This is a genomic window from Citrobacter sp. Cpo126, from assembly GCF_030332445.1.
GTDB lineage: Bacteria > Pseudomonadota > Gammaproteobacteria > Enterobacterales > Enterobacteriaceae > Citrobacter > Citrobacter portucalensis.
Map to the genome: position 1 here is coordinate 569,915 of NZ_JAOWHT010000032.1, position 15,294 is coordinate 585,208.

A 15,294-nucleotide genomic window follows, 5' to 3' on the forward strand; every position below is an offset into this window, starting at 1 on the left:
TAAAATTTCACTCATCGGATGTTGAGTCTGATGATTTAACAAAACGTGGCATTTGCTGACTCATTCATTTGACTTATATTTGCCTAAGCAATAATATCAGCCGTGACTAACTACTTGCCAGGGCAACCATTGTGAAAAGCACCAGTGATCTGTTTAACGAAATCATCCCACTGGGTCGTTTGATCTATATGGTTAATCAGAAAAAAGATCGTTTGCTAAACGACTATCTGTCACCGCTGGATATCACGGCATCGCAGTTCAAGGTGCTCTGCTCCATCCGTTGCGCGGTGTGCATCACCCCTGTCGAATTGAAAAAAGTGCTGTCTGTCGACCTTGGCGCCCTGACGCGAATGCTGGACAGACTGGCCTGTAAAGGCTGGATCGAAAGGCTTCCGAATCCACATGACAAGCGTGGCGTGCTGGTGAAACTCACTGAGCATGGCGCAGCAATTTGCGAGCAGTGTCATCAATTAGTAGGGCAAGACCTGCACCAGGAACTAACAAAAAACTTAACGGCGGATGAAGTAGCCACACTTGAGCACTTGCTTAAGAGAATCCTGCCGTAAACAGAAAGAGGTATGACGATGTCCAGACGCAATACTGACACAATCACTATTCATAGCATTTTGGACTGGATCGAAAATAACCTTGAATCGCCGCTCTCGCTGGAAAAAGTGTCTGAGCGTTCAGGTTACTCCAAATGGCACCTGCAACGGATGTTTAAAAAAGAAACCGGTCATTCACTGGGTCAATACATTCGCAGCCGTAAAATGACTGAAATAGCGCAAAAATTAAAAGAGAGTAACGAGCCCATTCTTTATCTGGCAGAGCGTTACGGTTTTGAGTCTCAGCAGACGCTGACCCGGACATTCAAAAACTATTTTGATGTTCCGCCGCATAAGTACCGTATGACGAATATGCACGGCGAATCACGCTATTTGCTTCCACTCAATCAATGTAATTGCTAATCGCCAGTTAACGACGTAACCGAGGAAATCATGAAACTTCTGTCTTATGCAATGCTGGCCCTGCTGTTTGTTGTTTCGGGCCAGAGCATGGCGGAACAGACCGCGCAACCTGCCACCCAGAACAGTCGCGACGCGATGATTATGCCCCCTGCGCACGATCAGTCCCCGTTCGATTTTAATCATATGGGTGCAGGCAGCGACAAGTCCGACGAATTAGGTGTGCCTTATTACAATATGCGCAACCTGTAATTATATTGCCCAGCAACTGCGGTAATGCCTGTCAGTTAGCGCCTCAGTTTAAGTAAGCATCAACCTGTGCTGGCGGAGGTAAATAACATGCTATCTAGGAGAAAGAGTTCCGTTCACCTCATGTGCATTGCTTCTCTAAAACACTGACTCCTGTGAACGTGTAAAGGGCGTTCTCCGCCACGCCCTTTACAATCCCGGCTCCCGGCAGGAAAATTGTTGCTGCGCAATACCCTCCGCTTATTCCTCCAGGCTACCGGGCCGGGCGCGAGGAAGCGTCCTTGCAAAGCGCGCCCTGAGCCAGCATCCATGCTGGCTCTCCCGGCCTTACGGAAACACGTCGGCAATTTTCAGCCGGACCAGTCCACACCTCACCACCTACGCTTTTATTTGAATATCTCTGAACAGCAATACGGATATAACTGGAAGTCAGTGCGTTGAAGCGATGACCCCGGTCCGGCTGAAATCGATGAGTGTTGACGGCTGACCGGGTCTGTCCGCAGGGATGCGGACAGAGGGGACGGCCCGCAGGGACGCAGGCTCGGCCCCGACCCGACAGGCAGACGACATAAGACGAATAACAAAATTGCCGGGAGCAATTTTGAACAGCGCTTGTGCTGGCCCCGAAGGGGTAAGCCCCAGGGATGGGGCGAATAATCGCGCAGCGACGATTTTCCCGCCGGGAGCCTGGGATGCAAGGGAGACGGCGGTGAGTCTCCCTTGCACGTTCACGGGTATCTACGCTTCAGAGAAATGACACCGCTGAGGTGAACGGAACCATGAGCAATAATCACATGTTCACCATACATGCTTAACTGACGAGCATTACTCCACTGCGGGGCTTTTTTAGCCCCTCACCGACGCAACCTTACGCAACCGAAAGCCAAACACATTGATATACAACCCTGCCATGATCAGTAGCGCACCGAGCAGTTGCAATCCGGTCAGCGTTTCATCCAGCAGCACGACCGCACTCGCCAGTCCAACGACCGGCACCAGCAGCGACAACGGCGCGACACGCCAGGTTTCATAACGTCCGAGTAACGAACCCCAGATACCGTAACCCACAATGGTCGCCACAAACGCCAGATAAACCAGTGAAAGAATGGTGGTCATATCTATCTCCACCAGACTGTGGGTCATTTGCGTTGGACCATCCAGAAGCCATGATGCCAGGAAGAACGGAACAATGGGAATTAACGCGCTCCATACCACCAACGACATAACGGCCGGACGCGATGTATGCTGCATGATTTTTTTGTTAAAGATATTGCCGCAGGCCCAGCTTAGCGCCGCCGCCAGCGTCAGCATAAAACCGAGCATGCCAACATGCTGACCATTCAGACTGGCCTCAATCAGTACCAGCACGCCAAATACCGCCAGCGCAATCCCAACCAATTGTTTACCCTGCAGACGCTCACCGAAAGCAAATGCGCCCAGAACAATGGTAAAAAACGCCTGAGCCTGCAATACCAGAGAAGCTAACCCTGCAGGCATACCGAATTTGATAGCGCTAAAGAGAAATGCGAACTGCCCAAAACTGATGGTCAGGCCATAGCCGAGCAATAACGAAAGTGGGATTTTCGGCCTGGCAACAAAGAGTATTGCCGGAAACGCCACCAGTAAAAAACGTAATCCCGCCAACATTAGCGGTGGCATATTGTGCAGACCCACTTTAATAACGACAAAGTTCAGTCCCCAAACCACGACAACCAGTAACGCTAACAACCCGTCTTTACGCGACATACCACCGCCCCTGCAAATATTAAATTTTTGTAAACAAGTTAAAGTAACGGAAATCGTTGTGCCGTAACAGATCATTATTTCAGGTAGGCCACGCAAGGCATTTTCGGACAACTTATTGAGTGTACATCACAGTTTTGACATGCTATTTGTTTCTTATATCTAAAAAAAACATAACAACATGCATTGTCGGGCAGGCAAATGAATATCTCCTTGAGAAGGTCCACTCTCGCGTTACTCGCGTCATCTTTGTTATTAACAATTGGCCGTGGCGCCACTCTGCCATTTATGACGATTTACCTCAGTCGGCAGTATCATCTGAGCGTTGACCTGATCGGCTATGCGATGACGGTCGCGCTGACCATTGGCGTGGTGTTCAGCCTTGGCTTTGGTATTCTGGCCGACAAGTTCGATAAAAAACGCTATATGCTGCTGGCAATTTGTGGCTTTGCTTCCGGCTTTATTGCAATCCCACTGGTGCATAACGTGGTGGTAGTGGTTTTGCTTTTTGCCCTGATCAACTGTGCCTACTCCGTCTTCGCCACGGTGCTGAAGGCCTGGTTTGCCGATAATCTGTCTGCCACCAACAAGACTAAAATTTTCTCGCTCAACTATACCGTGCTGAATATTGGCTGGACCGTTGGTCCACCGCTGGGCACGCTGCTGGTGATGCAAAGCATTAACCTGCCTTTCTGGCTGGCTGCCACCTGTTCAGCATTACCACTGGTGTTTATCCAGACCTGGGTAAAATGTTCGACTGCACCATCAGAAGGTTTAAACGCCGCGGTATGGTCCCCTTCGGTACTCCTGCGCGACCGGGCATTATTTTGGTTTACGTTATCGGCCTTTCTGGCATCGTTTGTTGGCGGTGCTTTTGCGTCCTGTATTTCGCAATACGTTATGGTGGTCGCCGATGGCGATTTTGCCGAGAAAGTGGTAGCAGTCGTCCTGCCCGTTAACGCCGCCATCGTAGTATCACTGCAATACGCGCTTGGCCGCAGGCTCACCGCCACGAATATCCGCCCGCTGATGACAGTGGGTACAGTCTTCTTTGTCGTTGGCCTGGTCGGTTTCGCTTTCTCCGGCAACAGCTTGTTGTTATGGGGAATTTCTGCTGCCTTTTTCACTATCGGCGAAGTCATTTACGCGCCGGGTGAATACATGCTTATCGACAACATCGCGCCAGCAGGCATGAAAGCCAGCTATTTTTCCGCCCAGTCGTTGGGCTGGCTTGGCGCAGCGGTTAACCCATTAGTCAGCGGCGTCATTTTAACCACATTGCCGCCATGGTCGCTGTTTGTCGCGCTGATAGTGGCGATCGTTCTTGCCTGGGCGCTCATGATAAAAGGCATGCGCGCCAGGCCCTGGGGGCAGACGGTGGTCTGCTGATGAGTATAGCGACAGAGCCGAAGCCGCTCTGTCGCATACCTCAGATTGCAACCAGTCCCCGAACGCCCTCGGCCTCCATATTTTTACCATCGCCGCTTTGAATAATGCTGCCCCGCGACATGAGCAGGTATTTGTCGGCCAGCTGCTGCGCAAAATCGTAGAACTGCTCCACCAGCAAAATAGCCATATCCCCCCGGTGCGCCAGTTGAGAAATCACCTGACCAATCTCTTTAATCACCGACGGCTGGATCCCTTCCGTTGGCTCATCAAGAATCAACAACTGTGGGCGACTTGCCAGCGCTCGTCCAATGGCCAGTTGCTGCTGTTGCCCGCCGGACAAATCTCCGCCACGCCGATGCTTCATCTCCTGTAAAACCGGAAAGAGCGCGTAAATATCATCCGGCACATGCCTGGCCTCCGGTGCTGAAAAACGGGAAAGACCGAGCAGCAGATTCTCTTCGACCGTCAAACGCGGAAAAATATCACGCCCCTGTGGGACATATGCCACACCGGCCCTGACCCGCTGATGCGGCTTCCAGTGAGTGACATTTTTATCCTGCCAGAGCACGCTTCCGCTACGGGCCGGAATAAGTCCCATCAGACAGTTTAGTAGTGTTGTTTTCCCCACGCCGTTACGCCCCAGCAGGCATGTCACCTCACCGATACGCGCTTCAAAGCTCACCCCGCGCAGAATATGGCTGCCACCATAATATTGATTCAGTTCTTTCACCTGCAGCATATGAACTCCTTAACGCCCGAGATAGACTTCAATAACCTGCTCGTTGGCCTGCACATCGCGAAGACTCCCCTGAGCGAGAACACGTCCCTGATGTAATACTGTGACACGATCGGCAATGGTTTCAACAAATCCCATATCGTGCTCAACAACCATCAGAGAGTGCTTTCCGGCAAGCTGGCGAAACAGCTCCGCCGTGTATTCCGTTTCCGCATCCGTCATCCCCGCCGCGGGTTCATCCAGTAGCAGTAAATGCGGCTCCTGCACCAGCAGCATGCCAATTTCGAGAAACTGTTTTTGCCCATGCGAAAGCAGACCGGCGCGGCGGGCCCGCTCATTACCCAGCCGCAACAGCGCCAATACTTCATCAATACGATCCCGTTGTTCGCCTGAGAGTCGTGCCCGTAGAGCCCCCCAGACAGATTTATCATTTTTCAGCGCCAGCTCCAGGTTCTCTTCCACCGTTAATGCTTCAAATACCGTGGGCTTTTGAAATTTCCGTCCAATCCCCTGACGCGCGATGGCAATGGGATCGAGCGTTGTTAAATCGGTCGACTGATCGTATATCGCACGACCACTTTGCGGTCTGGTTTTACCGGTTATGACATCCATTAACGTCGTCTTCCCGGCGCCGTTGGGGCCAATAATACAGCGCAGCTCCCCGACGCCAATATTGAGCGAGAGATCCGTTAACGCCTGGAATCCGTCGAAATTAACGTTAATTTTTTCCAGTTGGAGTACCGGGTCCGTTTGTTCGCGAAACCGATCGCCAGGCATCTGGCGAGTAAAAAGTCCTTCATCCGGCTGCATTATTTGTCTCCTTTGCGAAACAGGCCAATCACACCACGGGGTAAAAAAAGCGTAACGCCAATAAAGATCAGGCCAAGAAACAGCTGCCAGTATTCCGGCATAATGACGGTAAACAGGCTTTTAGCACCGTTCACCAGTACAGCGCCAAATACCGGGCCGATCAGGGTTCCACGTCCGCCGAGAGCAACCCAAATCGCCGCTTCAATCGAGTTGGTCGGCGACATTTCGCTGGGGTTGATAATCCCTACCTGCGGGACATAAAGCGCCCCGGCCAGGCCGCACAGTACAGCGGAAAGCGTCCACACCAGTAACTTGAAACCTTTCGGATCGTAACCACAGAACATCAAACGGTTCTCGGCATCGCGTACGGCGGTCAGAATACGCCCAAACTTACTGCGTGCCAGCGCAAATCCCAGCCATATTGCCAGCACCAGCAGCATAACCGTCGCCAGAAACAGCGCGATCCTGGTGGACGTCGCGGTCACCGGAAACCCCAGAATGGTGGTAAAACCGGTAAAACCGTTATTTCCACCAAAGCCGGTTTCATTGCGGAAAAACAGCAGCATTCCGGCGAAAGTCAGGGCCTGGGTCATGATGGAGAAATAGACCCCTTTGATTTTTGAACGGAAGGCAAACCAACCAAATACCAGCGCCAGCAGGCCCGGCACCAGAACAACCAGCAGCATCGCCCAGAGAAAATGTTGCGTCCCCCACCAAAACCAGGGCAGCTCGCTCCACGACAGGAACGACATAAAGGCCGGTAATCCTTCGCCGGAAGCCTGGCGCATCAGGTACATTCCCATCGCATAGCCCCCCAGCGCGAAGAAGATACCGTGTCCCAGCGAGAGCATTCCGGCATAACCCCACACCAGATCCAGCGCAACGGCCACAATGGCATAGCAGAGAATTTTCCCGGCCAGCGTCAACGTCCACACCGATATGGCCAGCGGATGCTCCGCAGGTAACAGCGCAAGAAACGGCAGAATAATCAACGCCAGCAGTAAGCCCAGACCCAGCACGCGTGTTGTACGCGGCGCTTTACGCGCCAGCGTTATTGTCATTGGCATCGTCATCAGTCAATAACCCTCCCTTTCAGCGCGAACAGTCCCTGAGGTCGTTTCTGAATAAACAGAATGATCAACACCAGGATCATGATTTTGCCAAGAACCGCCCCCACCTGAGGCTCCAGAATTTTATTGAATATCCCCAGCCCAAATGCCGCAGCCACGCTCCCGGCAAGCTGTCCAACGCCGCCCAGTACCACCACCAAAAACGAATCGATAATGTAGCTTTGCCCCAGCTCCGGTCCTACGTTACCTAGTTGCGAGAGCGCCACGCCTCCCAGTCCGGCAATTCCTGAACCAAGGCCAAAGGCCAGCATATCGACTCGTCCGGTAGGTACGCCGCAGCAGGCCGCCATATTGCGATTTTGCGTCACGGCACGCACGCGCAGCCCGAGGCGCGTTTTATTCAACAGCAGCCAGGTGAAGAACAGCACCAGCATGGCAAAGCCAAGCACCACTATTCGGTTCCACGGCAATATCAGATTGGCATAAACCTGAATGCCGCCGGAAAGCCATGCCGGATTGGCGACTTCCAGGTTTTGCGCGCCAAAAGTCATACGCACCAACTGGATGAGCATCAGGCTGATACCCCAGGTCGCCAGTAGCGTTTCAAGCGGACGGCCATATAAATGGCGTATCACCCCACGCTCGAGCAGCATTCCTACTGCCGCAGTCAGCAAAAAGGCGACCGGAAGTGCAATAACCGGATACCAGGCTAACCCGTGCGGGAAAAACTGCCCCATCAACTGTTGCACCATCCAGGTACAGTACGCCCCGAGCATCAACATCTCGCCATGCGCCATATTGATGACGCCGAGTAATCCATAGGTTATCGCCAGACCCAATGCCGCAAGCAGCAAAATAGAACCCAGTGACAGTCCCATGAAAGCCTGCCCAAGAAGATCCCCAACCTTCATGCGATGCGAGATGGAATTCAGACTTTCGTCAGCGGCAGCACGCACTCGGGCATCGGGTTCATGTTCAGCCCTGGTGAATGGCTGCAGGCGCGCCTGAGTTTCAGGATCATTTGACGCCCCTAATAGTTCGATTGCCTGAAGCCTGACTTCCGGCGAGGTGCTACCCAATTGCAGATTTGCCAGTACAATAGCGAGTGCGGATTTCACATCACCATCTGACTCCTGAGCCAGTCGTTGTTGTAAAAACGGCAGCATGTCCGGCTGCGCCTCACGCTGTAATGTACGAGCTGCCTCCTCCCTTACCGTGACACTGTCACTTAAAAGCTGATGGACAGCCAACGCTCCGGCTACCAGATTACGCAGGCGGTTAGTCAGGCGAATTTTTTTTAGCTCGCCGTTTGGGGCTATCGCTGTTCCTAACGGCTGTACGTGCGAGCCGTTCATGATGAAGGCATTTTTCGTGTTATCGGTCAGCAGGTTCTCATCTCGCAGTGCGCTGAGCAGCGGGATGCGCTGAACGTCGGGATTCACCGCCCATTGTTCAAGCAAGGCGGCCTGCTGAGCACGGTTGGCGGCGGTAAAGGTATCAGCATCTGCGGCCTGGGCTATCCACGGCAAAAACCACATCAGCAACAACACACCACGAATAAAGCGCATAGCTTTCATGAGCGTTCTCCAAAGCATTACCCTCCCGCAGGAGGGCGTTAGATCAGTTGCTGGCGGTTTTCACAGGCTGTTCAGATTTTTTATCATTACCAGCGATGTACGGACTCCACGGCTGGGCGCGGACCGGCTCATCGGTTTGCCACACCACGTTAAACTGGCCGTTGCCTTCAATCTCGCCAATCATGACGGGTTTATGCAGGTGATGGTTGGTCGCATCCATGGTCAGGGTAAAACCTGATGGCGCAGCGAAGGATTGCCCCGCCATAGCAGCACGAACTTTATCCACATCGGTAGTTCCGGCTTTTTCTACCGCCTGCGCCCACATATGCAGGCCAACATATGTGGCTTCCATTGGGTCGTTCGTCACCACCGAATCAGCATTCGGTAATTTGTGCGCTTTGGCATACGCCCGGTAATCAGCGACAAACTTTTTGTTGGCCGCATTATCGACGGACTCAAAGTAGTTCCAGGCGGCAAGGTTGCCCACCAGCGGTTTGGTATCAATACCGCGTAGCTCCTCCTCACCCACGGAAAAAGCCACCACCGGCACATCGGTGGCTTTCAGCCCCTGATTCGCTAACTCTTTATAGAACGGTACGTTAGAATCCCCATTGATGGTTGATACCACCGCCGTTTTTCCCCCTGCGGCGAATTTTTTAATGCTGGCGACAATGGTCTGGTAATCGCTGTGTCCGAATGGGGTGTACACCTCTTCGATGTCTTTATCGGCGACCCCTTTTGAGTGCAAAAAGGCGCGTAAAATTTTGTTGGTCGTGCGCGGATAAACATAATCTGTGCCCAGCAGGAAGAAGCGTTTCGCGCTACCGCCGTCCTCACTCATCAGATACTCAACCGCAGGGATCGCCTGCTGATTGGGGGCTGCGCCGGTATAGAAGACGTTAGGCGACATCTCCTCTCCTTCATATTGCACCGGGTAAAACAGCAGACCGTTTAACTCTTCAAATACCGGTAGAACCGATTTACGCGAAACCGATGTCCAGCAGCCGAAAACTGCCGCCACCTTGTCCTGACTCAGCAGTTGTCTTGCTTTTTCAGCAAATAACGGCCAGTTCGAGGCCGGGTCAACCACCACCGGTTCCAGCTTTTTACCCAACACACCGCCCTGAGCATTTATTTCATCGATGGTCATCAACGCCACATCTTTTAGCGGCGTTTCGGATATGGCCATCGTGCCGGACAACGAATGCATGATGCCAACCTTAATGGTGTCGGCTGCCTGAACGCTAAAACTCACGCCCATTGCGACAACAGAGGCAGAAAGTGCAAAAGCTTTTAAAAATGTACGACGCTGCATAGTTTCACTCCTGAAATTAGACTTGCTGAAAGCTCCGGTGCAGCCGGGCAGACAAAACGGTGCAAATTAAGGGTGTTCAGAAGTGATAAGGCAAAAACGATGCCAGATATTAAAACCTCATATAAAATCAATAAATTAGCATCTCACGCACATAAATCAGTATTACATTTTCCCGCCAAAAGGATTAATCAAACGAAAAATTGAACCACCATGAGACAACTCTGCATTATAAACGTGCAACAATCTGTATCAGCAGCACACCGTCATAACAGCGTCTCAGGGTTTAAAAACAGGGTTATTTGTGCGCAGATAAATGTGTCTCGTCACTATTATTTATTTTATTCGACGTGATCATGTCAAAAATTTACTTTTCAGTCGAAATAATCACACAGTTCAGCCTTTGTTTAAGATTGAATAGCTACTATAGTCATAAGCGAGGTGAACTTAAGGTAAGAGAGGAAACTCACAGATAAAGGAGCATTTACTATGCTGGGTAATATGAATATTTTTATGGCTGTTCTGGGAATTATTTTATTTTCCGGTTTCCTGGCCGCGTATTTTAGCCACAGATGGGATGATTGATGAACGGAGATAGTCCTGCACCGACCCGGCCCCTTGTAGCGTAACTGCACAAGGGGCCATTTTTTTACCTGAATCGCACCCGCTGTGCCTTTTTCCTGATTTACAGATAAAAAAAACCGCCGGATAAACCAGCGGTAAATGCTTGCATGGATAGATTTGTGTTTTGCTTTTATACGCTATCTGGCAATTCCCTGCGAAGATAACGGATAGTCAGCTAACCTATCATCGACAACCCCAATGAAAGTTAAACGAAACGCAACTACCTCAAAGCGTTTTTCGAAAACTCACGCACTGAGGGGATACGAGGTTCCGTCATTGGTGTCCACCAACGCAATTTGCTCATTTTCATCCATAAACATGCAGCGATTCCTGCCGGTCTGTTTCCCCTGATACATCGCCCTGTCGGCCCGACCAAGCGCGGTATCCAGCGTTTCACCCTGTTGAACCCGGGTTATGCCTGCCGTCACCGTGATACCGATCTCTCCCTCAGCGTAGGGAATTTTTTTCTGACCAATCAGACGACAAAGTCGCAAACCCGCCTGGCATGCCTGCTCGTCTGTTTTTGTTCTGATGATGATAATGAACTCTTCTCCACCGTAGCGGTACGCCGCCTCATCATATCGCGTCCATGACAATAAATTTGATGCCAGAGCCCGCAATACCACGTCACCAACCAAATGGCCGTAGGTATCGTTAACGTATTTAAAACGATCGATATCTAACAACAATATATAAAGATTAAGCGGTTCGGCATCGAGCAACTGCCGATCAAAAGACTCATCAAGCATTCTTCTGCCAGGTAAACCTGTTAATGCGTCGATATTACTGCGGATACTCAATAAATATATTTTGTAGTCCATTACAGATGAGGTAAATGCCAGCAGCGCATCCTGGAAGCTGTCGAAATGCCATGAATGGCTACGATTCTCCACGATAGCCATTAGCAATTTCTTGCCTGATAAATGCATCTTTTCGTGGGTGGCGCTTATCTTGCTTACGTAACTACAATCATCCTCATTGTACCGTGATTGATTATTAAGCCACTGTCCAAATCGACAAGCAAAATGCGAGTTTTCACCCATAATATCTGGCTGCGTAACATCTGAAGACACCACGCAGCGGAACATGGTCACTAACCATTTGTAGTGGGCATCAATGGACTTGTTCAACTCAATCAAAATTGCATCTATTTCCTTCGTATTTCTCATCATCACGTTCTCCCTCCCTGTTCGAGCGTTTCTGATGGAATTATCTTAACGATAAAAAAGAAAATTTATGTAAATTTTTTAATAGTAATTAATAAATCATAATTAACAGGATATTACGCTATACCATCTGTTGTGGCATAGCGTTGTCACTAAAGTGGTCAAACCAATAACGGTTCATTCAGCATTTCATTAAGCCCAATCACCTCTAATTGATCGGATCTGTATGTTTTGTCGCCTCTGGCATATTGATACGCAGAACCATGGGAAAACCCGGATTCACGCGCTTCTTTATACCGTGCGATGATTTCAGCATTTGAGCGTGAAACATGTGGCGTAAACGGAGTGACGCTGGATTGTACAATTGTACTATCTGCACATCCGGACATAACAAGCACAGCTATTAGAACCCCTATTTTCATTAACAATTACCTGAGAAACCTGCCCGTACATGAACGCTAATCTTATCAAACATCCAAAGGCATCATCATTATTAAACCAGCATTCCTGAATATATTTCATCATCATTTGTTGATAACCATTATTGTCAACTTTCATATAAAACCCTAAAAATTGCCATCTTTAAAAATAATAAAAAACCGGGCATCACGCCCGGCTCAATATTCTGGCTAATAATCTCTTAGACGCTCAAACCACGATGTTCCAGCATTGGCTCCATTTTTGGATCTCGCCCGCTCCATTGGCGATAAAGTTCAGTTAAATCAGTACCGTTACCGCGGGACAAAATCGCTTCACGGAACTTTTGCCCGTTTTCACGAGTTAATCCGCCCTGCTCTACAAACCACTGATAGCCGTCATCGGCCAGCATTTGCGTCCACAAATAGGCGTAATAACCTGCGGCATAACCGCCGCCGAAGATATGGGCAAAATAGCTGCTGCGATAACGAGGCGGCACAGCCTTGAGATCCAAACCTTCAGCCGCCAGCGCCTGCTGTTCAAATTGTTCGACCGAAAGAGATAACGCGCTCTTTTCCAGACTGTGCCAACGCATATCCAACAATGCGGCACTGAGCAGTTCGGTCATGTCGTAACCTTTGTTAAACAGGCTGGCCCGCTGCATCTTATTCCGCAACGCCTGCGGCATTTGCTCCCCGGTATCAACATGACGAGCAAAACGAGCAAAGACCTGCGGATGACTCGCCCAGTGTTCGTTGATCTGCGAAGGAAACTCAACAAAATCACGCGGAGTGTTGGTCCCTGAAAGCGTGGCATAACGCTGAGTGGCGAACAGGCCATGCAACGTGTGCCCAAACTCATGAAATAACGTAATAACATCATCCCACAATAACAATGCAGGCTGACCTTTTGCCGGTTTTTGATAATTACACACGTTGTAAATAACCGGCCGGGTTTCATTGAGTTGCGATTGCTCAACAAAATTGCCCATCCAGGCACCACCGCTTTTCGATTCCCGGGCAAAGAAATCGCCGTAAAATAACGCCAGCCCTACGCCATCGTGATCGAATATTTCCCATACCCGAACATCCGGGTGATAAACAGGAATGTCGAACCGTTCTATAAATTTTATGCCAAAGAGTTGATTAGCTGTCCAGAAAACGCCCTCGTTCAGCACCGTATCAAGGGCAAAGTAAGGTTTGAGCTGCGCCTCATCAAGAGCATATTTCTCACGACGAACCTGCTCGGCATAAAATGCCCAGTCCCAGGCCTCGACGTTAAATTGCCCCTGTTCGTGATTGATAACATTCTGGATTTCGGCCTGTTCATCCCATGCCCTGGCTCGCGCAGCGGGAACAATCGCCCGCATGAAATTGAGTGCCGCTTCCGGTGTTTTTGCCATCTGATCGGCAATTTTCCATGCAGCGTAATTGGCAAAACCGAGTAGTTTCGCCTGCTGCATCCGGATCTCGACCAGTCGCTGAATAATCGCCCGAGTATCGTTAGCGTCATTGTTTTCTGCTCTCGTCCATGCGCGGTTGAACAGATTCTCACGGGTCTGGCGATCGCGTAACGCCGCAAGCGCCGGTTGCTGAGTCGTGTTCAATAGCGGGATAACCCAACGCGCTTCAAGCCCTTTCTCCTTTGCAGCTTCGGCGGCAACAGCAATTTCCTCTGCGCTGAGTCCGTCCAGGTAACGTGCATCATCCACCACCAGAGCACCGGACTTGTTCGCCGCCAGCAGACGTTGATTAAACTGGCTGGTCAACGTGGCGGACTCTGTATTGAGCGCTTTAAGGTTCGCTTTATCGACCTCATTTAAACGCGCGCCGGCTAATACAAAACGCTGGTGGATGACTTCCAGCAAGCGTAATGATTCGCTATCCAGCCCCAGCGAACCTCGCTGTTGCCAGACCGCTTCAACGCGCGAAAAAAGCGCGCCATTGAGATAAATATCATTGGCAAGGCTCGCCAGTTCTGCGGAAAACTCTTCGTCAAGGCGCTGTAGTTCATCGTTTGTGTGCGCCGCCGTCATCGCGAAGAAAACGCTGGTTACGCGTGTCAGCAAAGCGCCGCTTTGTTCAAGCGCCAGCAACGTATTGGCAAAATCAGGGGCCTGCGGGTTTTGCACAATCGCCTCGATCTCTGCACGTTTTTGCCGCACGCCTTCATCGAACGCTGGGCGATAGTGCTGCACCTCTATCTGATCAAACTGCGGTGCCTGGTACGGCAACGTGCTGTGACGTAAAAAAGGATTCGTTAACGACATCTTTCACTCCTGAAAACGATTTGTTTACCAGAGTAGACTTCCCAGGAATCAACCGCAATCGCGTTACGCAGGAATAGCTCTGAACGGAAATGACGTGCTATGGTAGTACGACATAAAAAGCGTTGAGGAACAGTGAGATGATCGTTTTAGTAACCGGAGCAACCGCAGGTTTTGGTGAGTGCATTACGCGTCGTTTTATTGAGAATGGGCATAAAGTTATTGCCACCGGACGCCGCCAGGAGCGCCTGCAGGAACTGAAAGAGGAATTGGGTGACCGCCTCTATACCGCGCAACTGGACGTACGTAATCGTGCATCAATTGAAGAGATGATGGACGCCCTTCCTGCTGAATGGCGCAATATTGATGTTCTGGTCAACAACGCGGGTCTGGCGCTGGGCCTTGAGCCTGCTCACAAGGCCAGCATTGAAGACTGGGAGAATATGATCGACACCAACAACAAGGGGCTGGTTTATATGACCCGTGCCGTTCTGCCTGGCATGGTTGAACGCAACCGCGGTCATATTATCAATATCGGTTCTACCGCGGGCAGTTGGCCATACGCTGGCGGTAACGTCTACGGTGCGACCAAAGCGTTTGTTCGCCAGTTTAGCCTGAATTTACGTACTGATTTACACGGCACTGCAATTCGCGTTACCGACATCGAGCCGGGTCTGGTTGGCGGTACGGAGTTCTCTAATGTCCGTTTTAAAGGTGATGACGCCAAAGCTGAAAAAGCCTACGAAAATACCACGGCGCTGACTCCGCAAGATGTTACAGAAGCGGTATGGTGGGTGGCTTCTTTACCGGCTCATGTCAATATCAACACCCTTGAAATGATGCCTGTCACACAGTCTTTTGCCGGGCTGAGTATCCACCGGAGCTAATTTCTCTGCCCGGCCTTGCGCCGGGTATAGATAGCCTGAAAGAAGTGATAAAATATCCGGGTTAACTCTCTAAAAAGTAAGAA

General features: G+C 50.6%; 15 protein-coding genes. 6 read left to right on the forward strand and 9 right to left on the reverse strand.

Annotated elements, in window-relative coordinates:
- The first annotated feature begins 131 nt into the window (after positions 1–131).
- Genes marR through marB form a run of 3 tightly spaced genes read left to right on the forward strand, consistent with a single transcriptional unit; the run spans position 132 to position 1,217 of the window.
- Positions 132–566 carry a multiple antibiotic resistance transcriptional regulator MarR gene (gene marR / locus OGY17_RS11925; RefSeq protein ID WP_042308445.1) on the forward strand — a complete coding sequence of 145 codons (435 nt, stop codon included), beginning with the start codon at positions 132–134 and terminating at the stop codon, positions 564–566.
- Between the two features lie 18 nt (positions 567–584).
- Entirely contained in the window at positions 585–968 is a 384-nt protein-coding gene (gene marA, locus OGY17_RS11930; protein ID WP_003032424.1) for an MDR efflux pump AcrAB transcriptional activator MarA, read from the forward strand.
- 30 nt (positions 969–998) lie between these two features.
- The gene (marB, locus tag OGY17_RS11935) at positions 999–1,217 is read left to right on the forward strand and encodes a multiple antibiotic resistance protein MarB (RefSeq protein WP_003832934.1); all 219 of its coding nucleotides are present in this window, start codon (positions 999–1,001) and stop codon (positions 1,215–1,217) included.
- A gap of 843 nt (positions 1,218–2,060) precedes the next feature.
- Here marB and eamA read toward each other — a convergent pair.
- Positions 2,061–2,960, reverse strand: coding sequence for an O-acetylserine/cysteine exporter (eamA, locus tag OGY17_RS11940; RefSeq protein ID WP_100272486.1), 900 nt, complete (start codon positions 2,958–2,960; stop codon positions 2,061–2,063).
- A gap of 198 nt (positions 2,961–3,158) precedes the next feature.
- Here eamA and ydeE point away from each other — a divergent pair, with 198 nt between their 5' ends.
- A complete protein-coding gene (ydeE, locus tag OGY17_RS11945) occupies positions 3,159–4,346 on the forward strand; it encodes an efflux MFS transporter YdeE (protein WP_286607313.1) in 1,188 nt (395 codons plus the stop codon).
- Between the two features lie 40 nt (positions 4,347–4,386).
- On the opposite strand, the gene urtE is transcribed toward ydeE, so the two are convergent.
- The 5 genes from urtE to urtA are packed head-to-tail and all read right to left on the reverse strand — an operon-like array spanning position 4,387 to position 9,854.
- Positions 4,387–5,085, reverse strand: coding sequence for an urea ABC transporter ATP-binding subunit UrtE (urtE, locus tag OGY17_RS11950; RefSeq protein WP_286607315.1), 699 nt, complete (start codon positions 5,083–5,085; stop codon positions 4,387–4,389).
- A gap of 9 nt (positions 5,086–5,094) precedes the next feature.
- Positions 5,095–5,892: an urea ABC transporter ATP-binding protein UrtD gene (urtD, locus tag OGY17_RS11955; RefSeq protein WP_008784743.1), complete on the reverse strand. Its 798-nt coding sequence runs from the start codon at positions 5,890–5,892 to the stop codon at positions 5,095–5,097.
- Positions 5,892–6,965 carry an urea ABC transporter permease subunit UrtC gene (urtC, locus tag OGY17_RS11960; protein WP_286607317.1) on the reverse strand — a complete coding sequence of 358 codons (1,074 nt, stop codon included), beginning with the start codon at positions 6,963–6,965 and terminating at the stop codon, positions 5,892–5,894. The genes urtD and urtC overlap by 1 nt, the downstream gene beginning before the upstream one ends.
- Positions 6,965–8,539, reverse strand: coding sequence for an urea ABC transporter permease subunit UrtB (gene urtB / locus OGY17_RS11965; protein WP_270423423.1), 1,575 nt, complete (start codon positions 8,537–8,539; stop codon positions 6,965–6,967). Before urtB ends, urtC begins: the two co-directional genes overlap by 1 nt.
- A gap of 43 nt (positions 8,540–8,582) precedes the next feature.
- Entirely contained in the window at positions 8,583–9,854 is a 1,272-nt protein-coding gene (gene urtA / locus OGY17_RS11970) for an urea ABC transporter substrate-binding protein (RefSeq protein WP_003832925.1), read from the reverse strand.
- A 486-nt stretch (positions 9,855–10,340) separates the two neighbouring features.
- Here urtA and mgtS point away from each other — a divergent pair, with 486 nt between their 5' ends.
- Entirely contained in the window at positions 10,341–10,436 is a 96-nt protein-coding gene (gene mgtS / locus OGY17_RS11975; RefSeq protein WP_003032406.1) for a protein MgtS, read from the forward strand.
- Positions 10,437–10,720: 284 nt separating this feature from the next.
- Here the strand turns inward: mgtS and OGY17_RS11980 are convergent, their stop codons facing one another.
- From OGY17_RS11980 to dcp, 3 genes are all read right to left on the reverse strand, one after another.
- The gene (locus tag OGY17_RS11980; protein ID WP_008784739.1) at positions 10,721–11,647 is read right to left on the reverse strand and encodes a diguanylate cyclase; all 927 of its coding nucleotides are present in this window, start codon (positions 11,645–11,647) and stop codon (positions 10,721–10,723) included.
- 155 nt (positions 11,648–11,802) lie between these two features.
- Positions 11,803–12,063, reverse strand: coding sequence for a hypothetical protein (locus tag OGY17_RS11985; RefSeq protein ID WP_286607319.1), 261 nt, complete (start codon positions 12,061–12,063; stop codon positions 11,803–11,805).
- 218 nt (positions 12,064–12,281) lie between these two features.
- Positions 12,282–14,327, reverse strand: a complete 2,046-nt coding sequence (dcp, locus tag OGY17_RS11990; RefSeq protein ID WP_286607320.1) for a peptidyl-dipeptidase Dcp — start codon at positions 14,325–14,327, stop codon at positions 12,282–12,284.
- Positions 14,328–14,464: 137 nt separating this feature from the next.
- On the opposite strand from dcp, the gene ydfG reads away from it, so the two are divergent.
- Positions 14,465–15,211 carry a bifunctional NADP-dependent 3-hydroxy acid dehydrogenase/3-hydroxypropionate dehydrogenase YdfG gene (ydfG, locus tag OGY17_RS11995; RefSeq protein ID WP_020996406.1) on the forward strand — a complete coding sequence of 249 codons (747 nt, stop codon included), beginning with the start codon at positions 14,465–14,467 and terminating at the stop codon, positions 15,209–15,211.
- Positions 15,212–15,294 lie beyond the last annotated feature (83 nt).